The organism is Streptomyces colwelliae, from assembly GCF_048158785.1.
Classification (GTDB): Bacteria; Actinomycetota; Actinomycetes; order Streptomycetales; family Streptomycetaceae; genus Streptomyces.
The window spans coordinates 1-19,142 of sequence record NZ_JBLTJC010000195.1 but is presented as its reverse complement, the minus strand read 5'-3'; the positions used below and the strand labels follow the sequence as shown (position 1 = coordinate 19,142).

Genomic DNA, 19,142 nt, shown 5'->3' with positions numbered 1-19,142 from the left:
CCCCCAAGGCATCCCCGCCCCCTGCTGCAACACATCCCGCAACCCGTCCGAGAGCGCGGAGATCGGCAGTAGCCCCAACACGTCCTGGACGCCCGACGGGTACTTGTCCATCGGGACGATCACCCCGCCGCCGACCAGGAGCAGCAGGAACACCAGGTTCGCGGCGGCCAGCGTCGCCTCCGCCTTCAGCGTGCCCGCCATCAGCAGGCCGAGGCCCGAGAAGGCCGCCGTGCCGAGGACCAGGAGCAGGAGCACCGCGAGGGGGCTGCCGTGCGGGGACCAGCCCAGGGCGAAGGCGATCGCTGTCAGCAGGATGATCTGGAGGATCTCCGTGACCAGGACCGACGCCGTCTTCGCGGTCATCAGGCCCCAGCGGGGGAGCGGGGAGGACGCGAGGCGCTTCAGGACGCCGTAGCGGCGTTCGAAGCCCGTCGCGATGGCCTGGCCGGTGAACGCCGTCGACATGACGGCGAGGGCCAGGATGCCGGGGGTGAGGAAGTCGACGGACTTGCCCTTGCCCGTGTCGACGATGTCTACCGAGCTGAACAGGACCAGGAGGAGGGTCGGGATGACGACCGTCAACAGGAGCTGCTCGCCGTTTCGTAGGAGCATCTTTGTTTCCAGGGCCGCCTGTGCCGCGATCATGCGGGGGAGCGGGGCCGCCCCGGGCTGCGGGGTGTACGTCCCCGGAACAGTCGTCGTCACGCGCGCAGCTCCTTGCCGGTGAGTTCCAGGAACACGTCCTCCAGGGTGTGCCGTTCGACCGAGATCCTCTCCGGCATCACCCCGTGCTGCGCGCACCAGGAGGTGACCGTGGCGAGCAGTTGGGGGTCGACCTTGCCGCCGACGCGGTAGGAGCCCGGGGTCAGTTCGGCGGCCGTGGAGTCGGCCGGGAGGGCCTTCAGCAGGGAGCCGACGTCGAGGCCGGGGCGGCCGGTGAAGCGGAGGGTGTTCTCGGCGCCGCCGCGGCACAGGTCCTCGGGGGAGCCCTGCGCGATGACCTTCCCCGCGTCGATGATTGCCACGTCGTCGGCCAGTTGCTCGGCCTCGTCCATGTGGTGGGTCGTGAGGATCACGGAAACACCGTCCGTGCGCAGGTCCCGGATCAGGTCCCAGGTGGCCCTGCGGGCCTGCGGGTCGAGGCCTGCCGTCGGCTCGTCCAGGAAGATCAGTTCCGGGCGGCCTACGACGGCCATCGCCAGCGCCAATCGCTGCTGCTGGCCACCCGACAGGCGGCGGTACGTCGTGCGGCCGCAACTGCCGAGGCCCAGGCGCTCGATGAGCGTGTCCACGTCCAGCGGGTGCGCGTGCAGCTTGGCGATGTGGCGGAGCATCTCGTCGGCGCGGGCGCCCGAGTAGACGCCGCCGGACTGGAGCATCACGCCGATCCGGGGGCGCAGTGCGGCGGACTCACGGACCGGGTCGAGGCCCAGGACGCGCACCGTGCCGGAGTCCGGCTTCCGGTACCCCTCGCAGGTCTCGACCGTGGTCGTCTTGCCCGCCCCGTTGGGACCCAGCACCGCGGTGACACCCGCATCGGCCACCAGGTCGAGGCCGTTCACCGCGCTCTTCGTGCCGTACCGCTTCACCAGGGCCTGGACCTGGAGCACGGGCTCACTTCGCATGGGCCCGAGTCTAGGTACGCGGCCCGTGCCCCGGACGGGCGGGTGCAGGATCTCCCCCACACGGGATCTCCTCCTCACGGGGGCGGTGCAGGGGCAGCCACCGTTCCGCGTACGCCACGGCGTCCGCCACCGGGAACAGACGGGTGTCGGCCGCGCCCACCTTTCCCCGTACGACGGGACGGTCCCGTTCGAAGTCGTGGCCCAGTTCGTCGAAGCGGTCGGAGGTGATCGACACCTCGGTCACCGTCTCCCAGCCGGCCGGTCCTGGGCGCCCGACCCGGACCAGCGGGGACGGGATGCGGTACTCGGCGAGGTGGAAGCTCGTGCACGCGTCGTAGCCCGCGCCGAGCAGCAGCACGCGCGCGTGGAGGGCCTCCAGGCGGGCCAGCGGGCTGCGCTCGCCGAGCCGGCAGTCGGGGGCATGGCCGTCGATCACCTCGCCCGCGCGCGGGCCGAGCGCCGCGAAGGAGGTCTGCGGGTGCGCGGAGCGCCGGGCACCCGGCCAGGTGCGGACGGTCTCCGGGACGACGCCGACGCCTCGTGAGGGCGTGACGAGGGGGTCGTAGGACGGCATGGAGGTGCGGATGGTGTCCCACCACTCCTGGGGGACGGGCGGGTTTCCCCAGTGGGCCGGGTCCGAGAGGTCGCCGGACTGGGTGGGGACCACCAGGGTGCCGTCCGGGCCGAGTGCGTCGAGGAGGCCGTGGACGACCGCCACGGCACCTCCGCATACCCATCCGAGTGAGCTCAGGGAGGTGTGCGCGAGGAGGGTCTCACCGGGGCGGACGCCGAGTTCGCGCAGTTGTGCGGCGACTGTGTCCCGGGTGACAAGTGGGCCGGTGGGAGGGGGTGTGGGCATGGTCGTGGAGTGTCCTCGAAGGGGGTCGGTGGCGCCAGTGGATTGATCGATCAAAGATCGTTTTCGCAGGTCAGATTAGGTACGCCTAAGTGATGCAGCGCACCGTCCATCCGCCGGGCGTGGGTTGCCTGCCTCTGAGGAATTACGCAACAATGGCGTTGTGAAAAACGTTGGCGAGGCTCCGCAGGAGGAACTCGCGACCGGTGAGCGGTCCACCCGCAACCGCGTCGCGCGCTCCATCCTGGACCACGGCCCGTCGACCGTGGCCGACCTCGCCGGCCGGCTGGGGCTGACCCAGGCCGCCGTACGCCGTCATCTCGACGCGCTCGTCGCCGACGACGTCGTGGAAGCACGTGAGCAGCGGGTCTACGGAGCGCGCACGCGCGGCCGCCCCGCCAAGGTGTTCGCCCTGACCGACTGCGGCCGGGACGCCTTCGACCAGTCCTACGACAAGCTCGCCGCGGACGCTCTGCGCTGGATCGCACAGCGCGAGGGCGGGGACGAGGCCGTCGTCGCCTTCGCCCGTGACCGCATGGCCGCCCAGGCCATCGCCTACCGCAAGGTCGTCGAGGCAGCCGCCCCGGAGAACCGCGCGGAAGCCCTGGCCAAGGCCCTGAGCGCGGACGGGTACGCTGCTACGGCGCGTAGCGCACCGGTCGGTGAGCAGCTCTGCCAGCACCACTGCCCGGTCGCCCATGTCGCCGAGCAGTTTCCGCAACTGTGCGAGGCGGAGACCGAGCTCTTCTCCCAACTGCTCGGCACCCATGTCCAGCGACTGGCCACCATCGCCCACGGCGACGGCGTGTGCACCACGTTTATCCCCAAGATTTCCAAGACCGTTTCCGATCCACCGAACGCTTCTGCACGTACCGCCGGGAGGAACCCCGCATGACGCTCCCCATCGAGGAGACCGCCCACCCCGAGCTCGAGGGTCTGGGCACCTACGAATACGGCTGGGCCGACTCCGACGTGGCCGGTGCCTCCGCCAAGCGCGGCATCAACGATGACGTCGTCCGGGACATCTCCGCGAAGAAGAACGAGCCGGAGTGGATGACCAAGCTCCGTCTCAAGGGCCTGCGCCTGTTCGAGAAGAAGCCCATGCCGAACTGGGGCTCCGACCTCTCCGGCATCGACTTCGACAACATCAAGTACTTCGTGCGCTCCACGGAGAAGCAGGCGGAGTCCTGGGAGGACCTGCCCGAGGACATCAAGAACACGTACGACAAGCTCGGCATCCCCGAGGCGGAGAAGCAGCGCCTCGTCGCCGGTGTCGCCGCGCAGTACGAGTCCGAGGTCGTCTACCACCAGATCCGCGAGGACCTGGAGGAGCAGGGCGTCATCTTCCTCGACACCGACACCGCGCTGAAGGAGCACCCGGAGCTCTTCAAGGAGTACTTCGGCACCGTCATCCCGGTCGGCGACAACAAGTTCGCGTCGCTGAACAGCGCGGTGTGGTCCGGCGGTTCCTTCATCTACGTGCCCAAGGGCGTGCAGGTCGAGATCCCGCTCCAGGCCTACTTCCGGATCAACACGGAGAACATGGGCCAGTTCGAGCGGACCCTGATCATCGTCGACGAGGGTGCCTACGTGCACTACGTCGAGGGTTGTACGGCCCCGATCTACAAGTCGGACTCGCTGCACAGCGCGGTCGTCGAGATCATCGTCAAGAAGAACGCCCGCTGCCGTTACACGACCATCCAGAACTGGTCGAACAACGTCTACAACCTGGTCACCAAGCGCGCCGTGGCGTACGAGGGCGCGACCATGGAGTGGATCGACGGCAACATCGGCTCCAAGGTGACGATGAAGTACCCGGCCGTCTACCTGATGGGCGAGCACGCCAAGGGCGAGACCCTCTCCATCGCCTTCGCGGGCGAGGGCCAGCACCAGGACGCCGGCTCCAAGATGGTCCACATGGCGCCGAACACGTCCTCCAACATCGTCTCCAAGTCGGTGGCGCGCGGTGGCGGTCGTACGTCCTACCGCGGTCTCGTCGAGATCGGCGAGGGCGCCCACGGCTCCAAGTCGAACGTGCTGTGCGACGCGCTGCTCGTCGACACGATCTCCCGCTCGGACACGTACCCGTACGTGGACGTCCGCGAGGACGACGTGTCCATGGGCCACGAGGCGACCGTCTCCAAGGTCAGCGACGACCAGCTCTTCTACCTGATGAGCCGGGGCATGACCGAGTTCGAGGCGATGGCGATGATCGTGCGCGGCTTCGTCGAGCCGATCGCCAAGGAGCTGCCGATGGAGTACGCCCTTGAGCTCAACAGGCTGATCGAGCTTCAGATGGAAGGTTCGGTCGGCTGACCCCGCCCATCGGTCAGCACATTTCTTGACTTCAGAAAGCGAGCACTACGACAGCCATGGCTGAGGCTCAGAACTCCACGGTGGGGTCCTCCACCACCGCCGGATCGATCGCGGTTGCCGCCGAGTCGACCGTCGCCACGCGCATGAGCGCGCCCCCCTCCTTCGACGTGGCGGACTTCCCGGTCCCCCACGGCCGCGAGGAGGAGTGGCGGTTCACGCCGCTGGAGCGCCTGCGCGGGCTGCACGACGGCACCGCGGTCGCCACCGGCGACGGTGTGAAGGTCGCCATCGGGACCCCCGAGGGGGTCACCGTGGAGACCGTCGGCCGTGACGACGCGCGGCTCGGCAAGGCGGGCACCCCGGTGGACCGCGTGGCCGCGCAGGCCTACTCGTCCTTCGAGAAGGCCTCGGTCGTGACCGTCCCCAAGGAGACGGTCCTCACCGAGCCGATCCGCATCGTCGTGCACGGCGAGGGCGGCGTCGCCTACGGCCACCAGGTCATCGAGCTGGGAGCCTTCGCCGAGGCCGTCGTCGTCATCGACCACACCGGTGACGCGGTCCTCGCCGCCAACGTCGACTACATCCTCGGCGACGGCGCCAAGCTCACCGTCGTCTCCGTCCAGGACTGGGACGACAAGGCCGTGCACGTCGGCCAGCACAACGCGCTGATCGGCCGGGACGCCACGTTCAAGTCGTTCGTCGTCACCTTCGGCGGCGACCTCGTACGACTGCACCCGCGCGTGGCCTACGCCGGACCCGGTGGCGAGGCCGAGCTGTTCGGCCTGTACTTCACGGACGCCGGCCAGCACCAGGAGCACCGCCTCCTGGTCGACCACAACGTCCCGCACTGCAAGTCCAACGCCGTCTACAAGGGCGCGCTCCAGGGCGAGGGCGCACACGCGGTGTGGATCGGCGACGTGCTCATCGAGGCCGCCGCCGAGGGCACCGACACGTACGAGATGAACCGCAACCTCGTGCTGACCGACGGCGCCCGCGTCGACTCCGTGCCGAACCTGGAGATCGAGACCGGCGAGATCGTCGGCGCCGGACACGCCTCCGCGACCGGCCGCTTCGACGACGAGCAGCTCTTCTACCTGATGGCTCGCGGCATCCCGGCCGACGACGCCCGCCGACTGGTGGTCCGCGGCTTCTTCGCCGAACTCGTCCAGCAGATCGGTGTCGCCGACATCCAGGAGCGGCTGCTCGAGAAGATCGACGCGGAGTTGGAGGCGTCGGTCTGATGTCGGCCTTCGTCCGCGCCTGCGGCTTCGGTGAGCTGGAGGAGGACACCCCGAAGCGGGTGGAACTCGACGGCACGCCGGTCTCGGTCGTGAAGACCGAGGGGGAGGTGTTCGCGATCAACGACATCTGCTCGCACGCGAACGTCTCGCTCTCCGAGGGCGAGGTGGAGGACTGCCAGATCGAGTGCTGGCTGCACGGCTCCGCGTTCGACCTGCGCACCGGCAAGCCGTCCGGCCTTCCCGCCACGCGCCCCGTACCCGTTTACCCCGTAAAGATCGAAGGGGACGACGTGCTCGTCTCCCTCACCCAGGAGTCCTGAGGAACCCATGGCAACGCTTGAAATCCACGACCTGCACGTCACCGTCGAGGCCGACAACGCCACGAAGGAGATCCTCAAGGGCGTCGACCTCACCGTGAAGCAGGGCGAGACCCACGCCATCATGGGCCCGAACGGCTCCGGCAAGTCGACCCTCGCCTACTCGCTCGCGGGCCACCCGAAGTACACGATCACCGGCGGCACCGTCACCCTCGACGGCGAGGACGTCCTGGAGATGTCCGTCGACGAGCGCGCCCGCGCCGGCCTGTTCCTCGCGATGCAGTACCCGGTCGAGGTCCCCGGTGTGTCCGTCTCCAACTTCCTTCGTACGTCCGCCACCGCCATCCGCGGTGAGGCGCCGAAGCTGCGTACCTGGGTGAAGGAGGTCAAGGAGACCATGGAGCGCCTCTCCATGGACCCCTCCTTCGCCGAGCGCAACGTCAACGAGGGCTTCTCCGGCGGTGAGAAGAAGCGCCACGAGATCCTTCAGCTGGAGCTGCTCAAGCCGAAGATCGCGATCCTCGACGAGACCGACTCCGGCCTGGACGTCGACGCCCTGCGCGTCGTCTCCGAGGGCGTCAACCGCGTCCGCGAGAGCGGCGAGGTCGGCACCCTGCTGATCACGCACTACACGCGCATCCTGCGCTACATCAAGCCCGACTTCGTGCACGTCTTCTCCGGCGGCAAGATCGTCGAGTCCGGCGGCGCCGAGCTCGCCGACAAGCTGGAGAACGAGGGCTACGAGGCCTACACCACGAAGGGTGGCGTATCAGCGTGACGCAGCTGCCGGGTCTCCTCACGAGTTCATCTCAACTACTCGACGAGGCGCTCCGCAAGGACTTCCCCATCCTGGACCGCACGGTTCACGACGGTAAGAAGCTCGTGTACCTGGACAACGCGGCGACCTCGCAGAAGCCGCGCCAGGTGCTCGACGCCCTGAACGAGTACTACGAGCGCTACAACGCCAACGTCCACCGCGGTGTGCATGTGCTCGCCGAGGAGGCCACGGCGCTGTACGAGGGTGCGCGCGACAAGGTCGCGACGTTCATCAACGCGCCCAGCCGCGACGAGGTGATCTTCACCAAGAACGCCTCCGAGTCGCTCAACCTCGTTGCGAACATGCTGGGTTGGGCCGACGAGCCCTACCGAGTGGACCACGAGACCGAGATCGTCATCACGGAGATGGAGCACCACTCCAACATCGTGCCGTGGCAGCTGCTCTCGCAGCGCACCGGCGCGAAGCTGAAGTGGTTCGGGCTGACCGACGACGGCCGCCTCGACCTCTCCAACATCGACGAGATCATCACCGAGAAGACGAAGATCGTCTCCTTCGTGCTGGTGTCCAACATCCTCGGCACGGTCAACCCGGTCGAGAAGATCGTGCGCCGCGCGCAGGAGGTCGGGGCCCTGGTCCTGATCGACGCCTCGCAGGCCGCGCCGCACATGCCGCTGGACGTACAGGCCCTCCAGGCCGACTTCGTGGCCTTCACCGGCCACAAGATGTGCGGCCCGACGGGCATCGGCGTCCTCTGGGGCCGCCAGGAGCTGCTCGAAGACCTCCCCCCGTTCCTGGGCGGCGGCGAGATGATCGAGACCGTGTCGATGCACTCGTCGACGTACGCTCCCGCGCCGCACAAGTTCGAGGCGGGCACCCCGCCGATCGCCCAGGCGGTCGGTCTCGGTGCGGCGATCGACTACCTGTCGGCGATCGGCATGGACAAGATCCTCGCCCACGAGCACGCGCTGACCGAGTACGCGGTGAAGCGCCTGCTGGACGTCCCCGACCTGCGGATCATCGGCCCCACCACGGCCGAGGACCGGGGCGCGGCGATCTCGTTCACGCTGGGTGACATCCACCCGCACGACGTGGGCCAGGTGCTGGACGAGGAAGGCATCGCGGTCCGGGTCGGCCACCACTGCGCCCGCCCCGTCTGCCTCCGCTACGGAATTCCTGCGACCACGCGAGCGTCGTTCTATCTGTACTCCACGCCGGCCGAGATCGACGCACTGGTCGACGGCTTGGAGCACGTACGGAACTTCTTCGGCTGAGGGACGTGAACTGAGACCGTGAAGCTGGATTCGATGTACCAGGAAGTCATCCTGGACCACTACAAGCACCCGCACGGCCGGGGCTTGCGGGATGGCGACGCCGAGGTGCACCACGTCAACCCGACGTGCGGCGACGAGATCACGCTGCGCGTGAAGTACGACGGCGAGCAGATCACGGACATCTCCTACGAGGGCCAGGGCTGCTCGATCAGCCAGGCGTCGGCCTCCGTACTGAACGACCTCCTCGTCGGCAAGGAGCTGTCCGAGGCGCAGAAGATCCAGGAGACCTTCCTGGAGCTGATGCAGTCCAAGGGCAGGATCGAGCCCGACGACGCGATGGAGGAGGTGCTGGAGGACGCGATCGCGTTCGCCGGTGTCTCCAAGTACCCGGCACGGGTGAAGTGCGCCCTCCTCAGCTGGATGGCGTGGAAGGACGCGACGGCCCAGGCCCTGGGCGGAGCCGACTCCGACGCGGAAAGGAAGACGGCATGAGTGACACCGAGACCATGGAGATCAAGCCCGCCTCCGAGGAGGAGGTCCGCGAGGCCCTCCTCGACGTCGTCGACCCCGAACTGGGCATCGACGTGGTCAACCTCGGCCTCATCTACGGCGTGCACATCGACGACGCCAACATCGCCACCATCGACATGACCCTGACGTCGGCGGCCTGCCCGCTGACGGACGTCATCGAGGACCAGGCCAAGTCCGCGACGGACGGCCTCGTCAACGAGCTCCGCATCAACTGGGTGTGGATGCCGCCGTGGGGCCCGGACAAGATCACGGACGACGGACGGGATCAGCTGCGGGCGCTCGGGTTCAACGTCTGAGAAAGTCTGAGCCTGCTGGCTCACCGGGAACGGCCATACCTTTGGGGTATGGCCGTTTCTTTGCATCACATCGTCATCGACACCTACGACCTCCCCGGGCTCGCCCGCTTCTGGTGCGCGGTGCTGGACTGGCGGGTGCTGTCCGAGAAGCCGCGCGAAGTGGTCATCGGACCCGACGAATTCGCGGGGACCGGCATCTGTTTCATGCCGGTGAGCGATCCGAGGACCGTGAAGAACCGGCTGCACTTCGACCTCGCGCCGGACGATCAGGAGACCGAGGTCGAGCGGATCCTGGCGCTGGGTGCGCGGCGGGTCGACGTCGGGCAGGGCGAGGCCGTGGGCTGGGTGGTGCTCGCCGACCCCGAGGGCAACGAGTTCTGCGTACTACGTCCCAAGGCCTCGCTCATCGCCTTCCGTGACGCGCCCGCCTGATGGAGCCCCCAGCTGAGCCCCCCAGCTGAGTCCGCCTAGTCGAGCCCGGCCACCAACCGGAACGCCGAGTCCGACCGGTACTGGCTGCTGTTCTGGTAGCGGTCCAGCTTGAGTTGGAAGTTCTGGTGGCGGAGGTAGCGGCCCGGGTAGTTGACCGACTCCAGCATCACCGCGCCGGAGAAGGACGACGGGCGGGGGCAGAAGGTGGCGTCCTGCTTGAAGAGGGATGAGCCGTCGTTGCGTTCCGCGCGGAGGATGAAGTCGCGGTGGCGGAGGTAGGTGCCGTTGGCCGTGGTGAAGGAGTAACAGGAGCTGTTCGCAAGGCCCTTGACCACTTTGAAGGTGGCGGCGCGGCGGGCCGCGGCGGAGTTGACCGGGTTGAGCTTGACGAAGTCGCCGCTCACCTGCCAGTAGCGGTCCGGGTAGTTGACCGAGCGGACCGACTTCCAGGCGGTGGAGGACGAGGAGCCCGAAGAACCCGACGATCCGTGCGAGCCGGATGAACTCCCTTGGGACGACGTCGACTTGGAGGGGGACGGCGCCTTCGTGGAGGGCTTCGAGCCGTGTTCCGCGGTGGCGGTCGGCGGGGCGGTGCTCGGCGCCTTCGTCGAGGCCGGCTTGTGCTCGTCCGGCGTGGGCGTTCCTTGGTTCGACGGGGACGCGAACGAGAGCAGGCCGGGACCGTCCGCGCCGGCCGGTGTCGTCGGGTTCGCCTTCTTGGTGCGTGACGTGTCGTCAGATTGCTTGTCCGTCACGACGATTGCCGTGACGCACACGACGATCGTGGTGACGGCGAGCGCCCCGGCCAGATAGAGCCGGCGGGTTCCGGGGGCTCGGGAGCTGTCGGGGGTCCAGCCGTTCTCCCAAGGGGAGCTGGGGGAAGGCGGGGGTGAACTGTCTGGCATGCGCTGTTCCTCCAGCGGCGACCATGGCGACGGCCGTGACCGTGAGAGCCAGGTGTGTGAACGGTGAAACAGTAGTGGAGCGAGAGGGCTCCGAGCAGCCGTTTCAGTGAGCGGTTTCTACGAGATTCCGGGGCGGTGGCGCATGCCGTACTGGTTCTCGTGCGACGTATGGGACTTCACGTCTCATACTCGGTGCGCTTTCGCTGCCGACTCATCGATGAGGAGGAGCGGGAGTGGGAGGGGGAGGGGCCGTGGACGAGACGGTCGGCGCGGCTGGGGAAGCCTTGTGCTGTGCCGCGGCTGTTCGACTGGGCGGAGCCGCACGCGTGTTGGCGGACTGGGCCGGGCTTTCTGATCGCTACGGCCTGGTTGTGGCGGGGGTGGACGGCATCGTGGCCTCCCTCGACGGTCAGGGGTGCGATGACAGCGTGCTGGGCAGGGCGTTCGGTGCGAACTGGACCCTGGGCGCCAGATACCCGGCCGAGTTGCCGGGCGGGGCCTTCTTCGGGAAGTGGACGCAACTGGTGTTCGTCGCGCTCGTGCTGACCCGGCCGAGGCAGCAACAGCTTGCTGCCGTGCAGGGGTTGGACGCGGCCTTGGAGGCGGCGGACGCATGGCCGTCGGACGTCCGCGCCGGCTCCTTCACACGGCTCGCCGACTTCGAGCTGGCCTGCCGGCGGACCGCGGAGGAGCGGCTCCGAGAGGGTGGTCTGCTCGCTCTGTGGAAGCTGGCCGGGGCGCAGTCCGAGCACTATCGCCGGGCCGCTGAGCTGCTCGTCGGATGACAGGGGTGAGCGCGGGCCCGCCGTACGGCCGTCCTTGTGCAGCCGTGTGGCACCTCGCAAGCCGGGCCCTCGGTCAAGGAGCCTGAGCGGGCTCGTCCCTCCGGGCTCGGGTGAACTCCCGTCTCCCTGAAGGGTGTTGGCCCTTCTCTGTGAGCCTCACGTCAAGCGCCCCGGCGCAGCCCCGCGAACCGGAGCCCCTCGCCGGCCGCCTGCTCCCCACTCCGGAGTTCAGGACCTGATCCGCATCCGTGCAGGCGCTGGTCATCTCTGTGGGCGCACTGTGTCAGCGCTGTTATGTACACTCGTACACATGGGATTCCTGATGCTCCTCACGGCGATCGCCGCGGAGGTGGGCGGCACCACCGCCATGAAGTTCAGCCACGGCTTCAGCCGGCTGTGGCCGTCGGTCCTCACGGTCCTCGGATACGTGCTCTCCTTCGCGCTGCTCGCGCAGACGCTGAAGTCCATGTCGGTGGGTACGGCCTACGCGATCTGGGCGGGCCTCGGCACCGCCGCGATCGTGGGGATCGGGACGGTGTTCCTCGGCGAGGGGATGACCCTCGCGAAGGCCACCGGCATCGCGCTGATCATCGTCGGGGTCGTGGTCCTCAACCTGGGCGGCGCGCACTGATGGCCAAAGGAGAAACGCACTGATGGTCAGGGGAGGCAGGCACTGATGGCGCGGCGTTACGACCCCGAGCGGCGGCAGCGGATCATCGACGCGGCGATCCGGGTGGTCGGTGAGAAGGGCATCGCCGGGCTGAGCCACCGTTCCGTCGCCGCCGAGGCCGATGTTCCGCTCGGTTCGACGACGTACCACTTCACGACCCTCGACGAACTGATGGTCGCCGCCCTGCGCCAGGCCAACGAGGGCTTCGCCAAGGTGATCGCCGCGCGGGGTGGCCTCGATGACCCGCGTACCGACCTGGCCGGGGAACTCGCCGGGTGGATGGGGGAGTGGCTCGCGGGTGACCGCACGGGCGTCGAGTTGGAGTACGAGCTGTATCTGGCCGCTCTGCGCCGCCCCGCGCTGCGTCCCGTCGCCGACGAGTGGGCCCGGGATCTCGCCGAGCAACTCGCCCGGCGCACCGACCCGTTGACCGCGCGGGCGCTGGTCGCGCTGATGGACGGGATCTGCCTTCAGGTGCTGCTGACGGACACGGCGTACGACGAGGAGTTCGCGCGCGAGGTGCTGGGGCGGGTGATCCCGCGGCCGGCGGAGAGCTGAGGCGCTTGCCTCTGTCCTTCGTGCTCGCGTGGACTCGATGCCCCCGTGAACTCTCCGACTCCCGTGAACTCTTTGGGCCCCACCGGGTAACAGCAGTCGACAGCACGGCGATCGGCAGAGACGAATCGGGGGAGCCCTGTGAGTGGACCACCGCCGGCGGCGGCGCCGGGCGGGGACGATGCGGAGGTCGTCGCCCGGTCGTTGGAGCAGCCGGAGTTGTTCGCCCTGCTCTACGACCGGTACGCGTCGGACATCCACCGGTACGCGGCGCGGCGGCTGGGGGACGGCGCGGCCGACGACATCACCGCCGACACCTTCCTCGCGGCGTTCCGCATCCGGTCGCGCTACGACCTGACGCGCGCCAACGCACGCCCCTGGCTGTACGGCATCGCGGGCAACCTCATCGGCAAGCAGCGCCGTACCGAGGTGCGGGCGCTCAAGGCGCTGGCCCGCACCGGGCGTGACCCCGTCGCCGCGTCCTGGGGCGACTCCTGGGTCGAGGACACCGACAGCCGGATCGCCGCGCAGGGTCCGCTCGCCGGTGCCCTCGCCGCGCTGTCGGCGGGCGACCGGAACGTGCTGCTGCTCGTCGCCTGGGCCGACCTCACCTACCAGGAGGTCGCCGAGGCGCTGGACATCCCGGTCGGCACCGTCCGCTCCCGGCTCAACAGGGCGCGGCGCAAGGTGCGTTCGGCACTGGGCGCCGATCCCGCATTCGTGAACGACGCGGCGGAGGTGGCGTAGCGATGGACGAGATGACACGGGTGCGCGAGCTGCGCGCCGAAGCACCGGCCCCCGACCGCGGACGGCTCGCGGCGGGGCGTACGCGGCTGACCGAGGCGGCACGGACCAAGGAAGGGCGCCAAGGGCTTTGGCGGCGGCGGGAGTTCGTGATCGTCGCGGTCGTGGCCGCGGTCACCGCCGTGGCCGTCACCGTCACCGTGCTGCTGGACGGAACCACCCCCGGCAGCCGGAAGGTGGAGCCCGCGGCCACGCCGAACGCGAGCCTGAAGGGGCTGAGCGCGGCTCAACTCCTGGAGCGGGCGGCCCAGTTGGTCGAGAAGGAGCCGGACGCCGCCGTACCGAGGGCCGATCAGTGGATCTACACCCTTCAGATGTCGGAGTCGCCCGATCCGGGGACCGTGAAGATGCTGGGCAGGGCGGCGATCGAGCAACCGGGCTGGATCCGGTACGACGGCAGCGCGATGGCCTCCCTGAATCCTGTCCCCAAGGGGCAGAAGGCCAAGCTCTCCATCACCAAGATGCATCTGGAGAACGGCGGTGAGGGCGACGACCGCTCGCCGCGCGAGCTGTACCGGGTGATGGACGCGCTGCCCGCCGGTGCTCGGCAGACCCTCACGTTCCTCCGGGAGAAGAACGCCATCGCCGACGGCAAGGGGGTGCCCCAGGCCGAGTCGGACTACACGGAGATCAGTGTCCTGCTGAGCGCCGACGTGATGCCGTCCAAGGGGCTCGCCTCGCTCTACCGCGCCCTCGCGACCCTGCCCGGCGGGAAGGTCACCGACCACCTGGTGAAGGACGCCTCCGGGCGCCGGGTGATCGCCCTGGGCTACGCCAGGGAGGACAACCCCAAGTCCGGAGAGTCGATGGCGGACCAGTGGCTGCTCGACCCGCAGACCTACCGGATCGTCGGCATGCGGATGGTCCTGGACGGCAAGGTCGTCGGCGGCAACTCGGTCGCCGCGCGGGCCGTGGTGGACAAGGCCGGCGAACGCGGCTGACCCGGCACCCCGAGCACGGGCGGCCCGCACTGCGAGGGGAGTGCGGGCCGCCCGTCGTACGGCCGAGGGGCGCTGGATGTGTCGTTCCCTGAGACGCCCCGTGGACGAGTTGGTCCCCGCCGCCCCCGCCAGGTTAGGTTTCCCTCATGACCGACACGACCGCACCTCGCACCACCGGCGCCGTTGCCGCCGGGCTCGCCACCCTCGCCGCCGACGGGACCGTACTCGACACCTGGTTCCCCGCGCCCGAACTGTCCGCCGAACCCGGGCCCGCCGGCACCGAGCGGCTGTCCGCCGAGCGTGCCGTGGAGCTGCTCGGTGACGGTGCGGCGAAGGCGATCGGCCCGGACGCCCGCCGGGGCGTCGAGGTGATCGCGGTCCGCACGGTCATCGCCTCCCTCGACGACAAGCCGCTCGACGCGCACGACGTGTACCTGCGCCTGCACCTCCTCTCGCACCGGCTGGTCAAGCCGCACGGCCAGAGCCTGGACGGCATGTTCGGCTTCCTCGCCAACGTCGCCTGGACCTCGCTCGGCCCGGTCGCCGTCGACGACGTGGAGAAGGTCCGGCTGAACGCCCGCGCCGAGGGCCTCCACCTGGCCGTGACGTCCATCGACAAGTTCCCGCGCATGACGGACTACGTGGCCCCCAAGGGCGTCCGCATCGCCGACGCCGACCGGGTCCGGCTGGGCGCGCACCTCGCCGAGGGCACGACGGTCATGCACGAGGGCTTCGTCAACTTCAACGCCGGCACGCTCGGCACGTCGATGGTCGAGGGCCGGATCTCCGCCGGTGTCGTGGTCGGCGACGGCTCGGACATCGGCGGCGGCGCGTCCACGATGGGCACGCTGTCCGGCGGCGGCAACGTCCGCATCACCATCGGCGAGCGCTGCCTGGTCGGCGCCGAGGCGGGCGTCGGTATCGCGCTCGGCGACGAGTGCGTCGTCGAGGCAGGTCTCTACGTCACCGCCGGCACCCGCGTCACGATGCCCGACGGCCAGATCGTCAAGGCCCGCGAACTCTCCGGCGCCTCCAACATCCTCTTCCGCCGCAACTCGGTCACCGGCACGGTCGAGGCCCGCCCGAACAACGCGGTCTGGGGCGGCCTGAACGAGATCCTGCACAGCCACAACTAGCGGTTCGTGTATGCGAGTCGAGCGCCCTTCCTTCGCCGGGAGGGCGCTCGATCCATATCAGGCCTCATGTCCGCACGGCCGCCGCGAACTCCGCCAGCACCACGAAGTCGCCCTCGCGCAGCCCGAGTCGGGGATTCACGTGGTGCAGCAGCGCCGGGCCGGGATGGTGGGCGGTCACGAACACGCCGTCCGGCGCGCTCTGTTCGTCGTCCACCCAGGCGAACGGGCGGCCCTCGGCGTACTCCACGATCGCCTCCGTCTTCCAGTGGACTCCGTCGGGCCGCTCGGCGAACAGACGGTCGCCGAAGTCGACGTACGGCAGCTCGGGCAGGCCGACGGCCGGGGCGATCCACTTGTTCGCGGTGTCCATCCACGTGGTCGCCCAGCACAGGTCGTAGCCGAGGCCGAGGAGCGCCGGGCCGTGCGCGGGATTCAGCCAGACCCGTAGGGGGTGGGGCCGGTCGTGCACGGGGACCCGGATCGTCGTGCAGCCCTCGGGGCGTCGTTCCGGCTTGGCGGCGTACGGGTTGAGAGGGCCGTCGACGTCGAGGAACAGCAGGGGGCGGCGGCTCATGCGGCCACCGTAGGGGAGTGGTTGTGTGAAGCGGGCGGAAATTTCTCGGGCCGGCAGGCATAGCCAGGTGCCCCCGCGAGCGTCACAACCAACACAGAGGCGGGGCACGGGCTCCGCCGGGGGAAGAGAAGGTGACGATGAATGCCGAAGGGCTGGAGAGTTTCCGGGACTTCGTGGACAACAGATCGTCGGCCCTGCTGAAGACGGCCGTGCTGCTCTGCGGGGGAGACCTGTACGCCGGTGAGGACCTGCTGCAGAACGCCCTGGCCAAGGCGGCCGGGCGGTGGCAGCGGATCGACGAACCCGAGGCCTATGTACGGCGGATCCTCTACCGCCAGCAGGTCAGCCGCTGGCGCCTGAAATGGCGCAGGCGCGAGGTCAGCGTGGCCGAACCGCCCGAGGCGGGCGCGGGTGCCGACGCGGCGGCCGCGGCCGAACTGCGCCTGGTCATGCGTCAGGCGCTGTCCCGGCTCACCGCCCGCCAGCGCACCGTGCTCGTGCTGCGCTACTTCGAGGACCTGCCCGAGGCCGACGTGGCCCGCCTTCTCGGCTGCTCCGTGGGCACCGTACGGTCCACCACTCACCGCTCCCTGGCTCGACTGCGCGTCCTCGCGCCGGAGTTGGCCGCTCTGGGCCTCGCCGACGTCGAGCTTCAGCCGTCCCGCGACTACTCACCCGTGGAGGTGCGTCCGTGAACGTCGAGGAACTCCTCCACGACGCGCTGCGCGAGCAGGCCGCCGAACAGCCCCCGGCGGGACCGGGGTTCGCCGACCGGGTACTGGCCGTCCGCCGGCGCCGCCGCAACCGCAGGATCGCGAGTGTCGCCGCCGCCACGGCCGCCGTGGTCGCCGTCGCGGTGGCCGTGCCGCTGCTGGACTCGGGGAAGGACGACGTACGTCCGTCGGGTGTCGTGGAGCAGAAGGGAGTCAAGGCCCACCCGAGCCAGTCGCCGCCGCGCGACCTGATCGCGGCCGGGAACACAGCACTCGCCGCCTACTACGTTCCGAACATGGTCAAGAGGTCGGCCACGGAGGCCGTCGACGAGCGCTCCTACTGGCTGCTCGACCAGAAGACCGGCAAGTACGTGAAGGCTCCCCGGTGGTCCATCGTCGCCGTCGCCCCCGGCATGAAGACCGCCGCCGTCCTGGAGAAGACCCTGCCCGCCTCCCGGATCGGTCTGCTCGACCTGACCACCGGCAAGGTCGTGCGGTGGATCCAGGTCGACCACGGGGTCGCGGGGCTCGAGTTCTCGCACGACGGACGGAAGCTCGTCGCGACGACCTACGGCGGGAACCCCGACGAGGCGGTCAAGCCGAAGGGCTCCAACGGCTGGATGGGGAAGCAGCCGTCGAGCCGCACCGGCTTCTACGTCTTCGACGTGGGCTCCGGCAAGGGCTCCTGGAGCGAGGTCAAGCTCGGCGCCGACGCGAGCGACATCATGGGCGCCGGCTTCATCAACTCCCGCCAGGACTTCTCCCTCACCCGGGACGGCAAGTACATCTGGGCCGGGAGCCCCATGGGCAACATCGGCAAGCAGTTCTGGGACCTCACGGGCGCCGCGATGCCCGTACCGGGCAACCAGAAGTACCTGGACTGGTCCGTCGAAGCGTTGGACTCGCCGAGCGGCAACCTCGTCGCCGGTGGCTTCGCGGGCAAGAAGTGGCACACCTCGTCCTATGTGGTCGACGCCACCACCGGCAAGAAGACCGAGATCCGCGGGCAGCAACTGCTCGCCTGGGCCGACGACAAGACACTCGTCGCCTGGGACATCGGGAAGGGCGCGAACGAGAGCGAGTACCACCAGCGGCTGGTGCTGGTCACCATCGGCAGCGACAAGGAGGTACCGCTGAGCGGCTTCCGCAAGGACACCGGCACCAACCCCGACAACAGCTCCGGACGGTGGGAGCCCGTGTTCGCGGAGCGCTGACCGGCCGCGTGCCGATCAGCCGGCGACGAACTCCTCGTACGCCGCCAGCAGCCCGTCGACCGCCTCGCGGCCGGCGGGCCGCAGCGGCGCCCGGACCGAACCCCCGGGCAGGCCAAGTGCGTTGAGGAGGGCCTTCGCGGTGACGGTGCCGGGCAGGCCCGCCGACATCATCAACTCGATGAGCGGTGTGGCGCGTTGCTGGAGGCGGGCGGACACGGGGGTGTCGCCCGCCTCGAACGCGTCGATGATCGCCCTGAGTTGGGCCGGTACGACGTTCGCGACCGTACTGACATAGCCCGCCCCGCCCACGGCGTACAGCGCGAGGATGTGTTCGTCGCAGCCCGTGTAGTACGCCAACTCCGTGCGGTCCAGGACCTTCTGGACGCCCAGGAAGTCGTAGGAACAGTCCTTGACCGCGACGATCCCGGGGTGCTCGGCGAGCCGGATCATGGTCTCCGGTTCGATACGGGTGCCGGTGCGGCCCGGGATGTCGTAGAGCACGAGAGGCAGTCCCGAGGCGTCGGCGACCTCGCGGAAGTGTGCCTCCAGGGCGTCCTGCGGGGGCCTGCTGTAGTACGGCGAGACCACCAACACCCCGTCCGCGCCCGCCTTTTCGGCCTGTAGGGCGAGTTCCACGGTGTGCCGGGTGTCGAAGGTGCCGACGCCCGAGACGAGGGGGACCCGGTCGCCGACCGCCTCGCGGACGGCCGTGATGAGCGCCGACTTCTCCGCGTCCGTCGTGGTCGGGGACTCACCGGTCGTCCCGGACAGCACGAGCCCGTCGCAGCCCTCCGACACCAGCCGTTCGGCGAGGAGTTGGGCACCGGGGAGGTCGAGTTCCCCCGCCTCGGTGAAGGGGGTGATCATCGCGCACAGGGCGCGGCCGAAAGGGGGAGGGGCGGAGCCGGCTGCGGTCGTCATGGGAGTAGTCTCGGCAGAGTAATAGTGAAGCACCACTTAATTCTTCTTCCGGGTATTGATAAGGGATGCTGCGGAATGGGTGACGCGGGGACGGGTGACGGAGGCATGGGGGACACGGGAGTCATCGAGCGGATCGACCTCGGTGAGGTGCCGTACGAGGAGGCCGTCGAGCGGATGACCGGCTGGGTCGGGCAGCGCCGCGCCGGCGAGATCCCCGACCGCCTCGCCCTGCTCACCCACCCGCCCGTCATCACCTACGGC

At 69.3% G+C, this 19,142-nt stretch carries 23 protein-coding genes; 17 read left to right on the top strand and 6 right to left on the bottom strand.

Annotated elements, in window-relative coordinates; translation table 11 throughout:
- From ACNFOC_RS32535 to ACNFOC_RS32525, 3 genes are all read right to left on the bottom strand, one after another.
- The coding region (locus tag ACNFOC_RS32535) for an ABC transporter permease (RefSeq protein WP_416962626.1) at positions 1–705 on the bottom strand (705 nt) is incomplete at its 3' end.
- On the bottom strand, positions 702–1,625 hold the full coding sequence (locus ACNFOC_RS32530; protein WP_416962625.1) for an ABC transporter ATP-binding protein: 924 nt from the start codon (positions 1,623–1,625) through the stop codon (positions 702–704). The genes ACNFOC_RS32530 and ACNFOC_RS32535, both read right to left, overlap by 4 nt.
- Before the next feature lie 10 nt (positions 1,626–1,635).
- Positions 1,636–2,484 carry an AAC(3) family N-acetyltransferase gene (locus ACNFOC_RS32525; protein ID WP_416962624.1) on the bottom strand — a complete coding sequence of 283 codons (849 nt, stop codon included), beginning with the start codon at positions 2,482–2,484 and terminating at the stop codon, positions 1,636–1,638.
- Positions 2,485–2,644: 160 nt separating this feature from the next.
- Between ACNFOC_RS32525 and ACNFOC_RS32520 the strand changes: the two genes are divergently transcribed.
- Genes ACNFOC_RS32520 through ACNFOC_RS32480 form a run of 9 tightly spaced genes read left to right on the top strand, consistent with a single transcriptional unit; the run spans position 2,645 to position 9,663 of the window.
- Positions 2,645–3,376, top strand: coding sequence for a helix-turn-helix transcriptional regulator (locus tag ACNFOC_RS32520; RefSeq protein WP_416962623.1), 732 nt, complete (start codon positions 2,645–2,647; stop codon positions 3,374–3,376).
- Positions 3,373–4,797 carry a Fe-S cluster assembly protein SufB gene (sufB, locus tag ACNFOC_RS32515; RefSeq protein ID WP_416962622.1) on the top strand — a complete coding sequence of 475 codons (1,425 nt, stop codon included), beginning with the start codon at positions 3,373–3,375 and terminating at the stop codon, positions 4,795–4,797. The genes ACNFOC_RS32520 and sufB overlap by 4 nt, the downstream gene beginning before the upstream one ends.
- Before the next feature lie 56 nt (positions 4,798–4,853).
- Positions 4,854–6,038 carry a Fe-S cluster assembly protein SufD gene (gene sufD, locus ACNFOC_RS32510; protein WP_416962621.1) on the top strand — a complete coding sequence of 395 codons (1,185 nt, stop codon included), beginning with the start codon at positions 4,854–4,856 and terminating at the stop codon, positions 6,036–6,038.
- Positions 6,038–6,358: a non-heme iron oxygenase ferredoxin subunit gene (locus ACNFOC_RS32505; protein ID WP_356058981.1), complete on the top strand. Its 321-nt coding sequence runs from the start codon at positions 6,038–6,040 to the stop codon at positions 6,356–6,358. Before sufD ends, ACNFOC_RS32505 begins: the two co-directional genes overlap by 1 nt.
- Positions 6,359–6,365: 7 nt before the next feature.
- On the top strand, positions 6,366–7,133 hold the full coding sequence (sufC, locus tag ACNFOC_RS32500; RefSeq protein ID WP_416962620.1) for a Fe-S cluster assembly ATPase SufC: 768 nt from the start codon (positions 6,366–6,368) through the stop codon (positions 7,131–7,133).
- Positions 7,130–8,404, top strand: coding sequence for a cysteine desulfurase (locus ACNFOC_RS32495; protein ID WP_416962619.1), 1,275 nt, complete (start codon positions 7,130–7,132; stop codon positions 8,402–8,404). Before sufC ends, ACNFOC_RS32495 begins: the two co-directional genes overlap by 4 nt.
- A gap of 18 nt (positions 8,405–8,422) precedes the next feature.
- On the top strand, positions 8,423–8,896 hold the full coding sequence (gene sufU, locus ACNFOC_RS32490) for a Fe-S cluster assembly sulfur transfer protein SufU (protein ID WP_019060534.1): 474 nt from the start codon (positions 8,423–8,425) through the stop codon (positions 8,894–8,896).
- Positions 8,893–9,231: a metal-sulfur cluster assembly factor gene (locus ACNFOC_RS32485; RefSeq protein ID WP_019060535.1), complete on the top strand. Its 339-nt coding sequence runs from the start codon at positions 8,893–8,895 to the stop codon at positions 9,229–9,231. The genes sufU and ACNFOC_RS32485 overlap by 4 nt, the downstream gene beginning before the upstream one ends.
- A gap of 48 nt (positions 9,232–9,279) precedes the next feature.
- Entirely contained in the window at positions 9,280–9,663 is a 384-nt protein-coding gene (locus ACNFOC_RS32480) for a VOC family protein (RefSeq protein ID WP_416962618.1), read from the top strand.
- Between the two features lie 35 nt (positions 9,664–9,698).
- Here the strand turns inward: ACNFOC_RS32480 and ACNFOC_RS32475 are convergent, their stop codons facing one another.
- Positions 9,699–10,568, bottom strand: coding sequence for an AbfB domain-containing protein (locus ACNFOC_RS32475; protein WP_416962617.1), 870 nt, complete (start codon positions 10,566–10,568; stop codon positions 9,699–9,701).
- A 251-nt stretch (positions 10,569–10,819) separates the two neighbouring features.
- On the opposite strand from ACNFOC_RS32475, the gene ACNFOC_RS32470 reads away from it, so the two are divergent.
- The 6 genes from ACNFOC_RS32470 (at position 10,820) to dapD (ending at position 15,459) form a co-directional block, all read left to right on the top strand.
- On the top strand, positions 10,820–11,353 hold the full coding sequence (locus ACNFOC_RS32470; RefSeq protein ID WP_416962616.1) for a hypothetical protein: 534 nt from the start codon (positions 10,820–10,822) through the stop codon (positions 11,351–11,353).
- A 310-nt stretch (positions 11,354–11,663) separates the two neighbouring features.
- Positions 11,664–11,984 carry a DMT family transporter gene (locus ACNFOC_RS32465; protein ID WP_033283140.1) on the top strand — a complete coding sequence of 107 codons (321 nt, stop codon included), beginning with the start codon at positions 11,664–11,666 and terminating at the stop codon, positions 11,982–11,984.
- 45 nt (positions 11,985–12,029) lie between these two features.
- Positions 12,030–12,581 (top strand): TetR/AcrR family transcriptional regulator, encoded by a 552-nt coding sequence (locus tag ACNFOC_RS32460; RefSeq protein WP_416962615.1) that lies wholly within the window; start codon positions 12,030–12,032, stop codon positions 12,579–12,581.
- Between the two features lie 138 nt (positions 12,582–12,719).
- A complete protein-coding gene (locus ACNFOC_RS32455; protein WP_416962614.1) occupies positions 12,720–13,325 on the top strand; it encodes an RNA polymerase sigma factor in 606 nt (201 codons plus the stop codon).
- A gap of 2 nt (positions 13,326–13,327) precedes the next feature.
- Positions 13,328–14,323 (top strand): CU044_5270 family protein, encoded by a 996-nt coding sequence (locus ACNFOC_RS32450; RefSeq protein WP_416962613.1) that lies wholly within the window; start codon positions 13,328–13,330, stop codon positions 14,321–14,323.
- 146 nt (positions 14,324–14,469) lie between these two features.
- Entirely contained in the window at positions 14,470–15,459 is a 990-nt protein-coding gene (gene dapD / locus ACNFOC_RS32445; RefSeq protein WP_416962612.1) for a 2,3,4,5-tetrahydropyridine-2,6-dicarboxylate N-succinyltransferase, read from the top strand.
- Positions 15,460–15,523: 64 nt separating this feature from the next.
- Here dapD and ACNFOC_RS32440 read toward each other — a convergent pair whose 3' ends face one another.
- The gene (locus tag ACNFOC_RS32440) at positions 15,524–16,033 is read right to left on the bottom strand and encodes a hypothetical protein (protein WP_416962611.1); all 510 of its coding nucleotides are present in this window, start codon (positions 16,031–16,033) and stop codon (positions 15,524–15,526) included.
- A 137-nt stretch (positions 16,034–16,170) separates the two neighbouring features.
- Here ACNFOC_RS32440 and ACNFOC_RS32435 point away from each other — a divergent pair, with 137 nt between their 5' ends.
- Entirely contained in the window at positions 16,171–16,728 is a 558-nt protein-coding gene (locus ACNFOC_RS32435) for a SigE family RNA polymerase sigma factor (RefSeq protein WP_416962610.1), read from the top strand.
- Positions 16,725–17,960 carry a WD40 repeat domain-containing protein gene (locus ACNFOC_RS32430; protein WP_416962609.1) on the top strand — a complete coding sequence of 412 codons (1,236 nt, stop codon included), beginning with the start codon at positions 16,725–16,727 and terminating at the stop codon, positions 17,958–17,960. Before ACNFOC_RS32435 ends, ACNFOC_RS32430 begins: the two co-directional genes overlap by 4 nt.
- A 15-nt stretch (positions 17,961–17,975) precedes the next feature.
- Here ACNFOC_RS32430 and dapA read toward each other — a convergent pair whose 3' ends face one another.
- Positions 17,976–18,881, bottom strand: coding sequence for a 4-hydroxy-tetrahydrodipicolinate synthase (gene dapA / locus ACNFOC_RS32425; RefSeq protein WP_416962608.1), 906 nt, complete (start codon positions 18,879–18,881; stop codon positions 17,976–17,978).
- Positions 18,882–19,142 lie beyond the last annotated feature (261 nt).

Coding starts and splice junctions, on each gene's coding strand:
- ACNFOC_RS32530 (WP_416962625.1), bottom strand. CDS start 1,625: ATGCGAAGTGAGCCCGTGCTCCAGGTCCAGGCCCTGGTGAAGCGGTAC.
- ACNFOC_RS32525 (WP_416962624.1), bottom strand. CDS start 2,484: ATGCCCACACCCCCTCCCACCGGCCCACTTGTCACCCGGGACACAGTC.
- sufB (WP_416962622.1), top strand. CDS start 3,373: ATGACGCTCCCCATCGAGGAGACCGCCCACCCCGAGCTCGAGGGTCTG.
- sufD (WP_416962621.1), top strand. CDS start 4,854: ATGGCTGAGGCTCAGAACTCCACGGTGGGGTCCTCCACCACCGCCGGA.
- ACNFOC_RS32505 (WP_356058981.1), top strand. CDS start 6,038: ATGTCGGCCTTCGTCCGCGCCTGCGGCTTCGGTGAGCTGGAGGAGGAC.
- sufC (WP_416962620.1), top strand. CDS start 6,366: ATGGCAACGCTTGAAATCCACGACCTGCACGTCACCGTCGAGGCCGAC.
- ACNFOC_RS32485 (WP_019060535.1), top strand. CDS start 8,893: ATGAGTGACACCGAGACCATGGAGATCAAGCCCGCCTCCGAGGAGGAG.
- ACNFOC_RS32480 (WP_416962618.1), top strand. CDS start 9,280: ATGGCCGTTTCTTTGCATCACATCGTCATCGACACCTACGACCTCCCC.
- ACNFOC_RS32475 (WP_416962617.1), bottom strand. CDS start 10,568: ATGCCAGACAGTTCACCCCCGCCTTCCCCCAGCTCCCCTTGGGAGAAC.
- ACNFOC_RS32465 (WP_033283140.1), top strand. CDS start 11,664: ATGGGATTCCTGATGCTCCTCACGGCGATCGCCGCGGAGGTGGGCGGC.
- ACNFOC_RS32460 (WP_416962615.1), top strand. CDS start 12,030: ATGGCGCGGCGTTACGACCCCGAGCGGCGGCAGCGGATCATCGACGCG.
- ACNFOC_RS32450 (WP_416962613.1), top strand. CDS start 13,328: ATGGACGAGATGACACGGGTGCGCGAGCTGCGCGCCGAAGCACCGGCC.
- dapD (WP_416962612.1), top strand. CDS start 14,470: ATGACCGACACGACCGCACCTCGCACCACCGGCGCCGTTGCCGCCGGG.
- ACNFOC_RS32440 (WP_416962611.1), bottom strand. CDS start 16,033: ATGAGCCGCCGCCCCCTGCTGTTCCTCGACGTCGACGGCCCTCTCAAC.
- ACNFOC_RS32435 (WP_416962610.1), top strand. CDS start 16,171: ATGAATGCCGAAGGGCTGGAGAGTTTCCGGGACTTCGTGGACAACAGA.
- dapA (WP_416962608.1), bottom strand. CDS start 18,881: ATGACGACCGCAGCCGGCTCCGCCCCTCCCCCTTTCGGCCGCGCCCTG.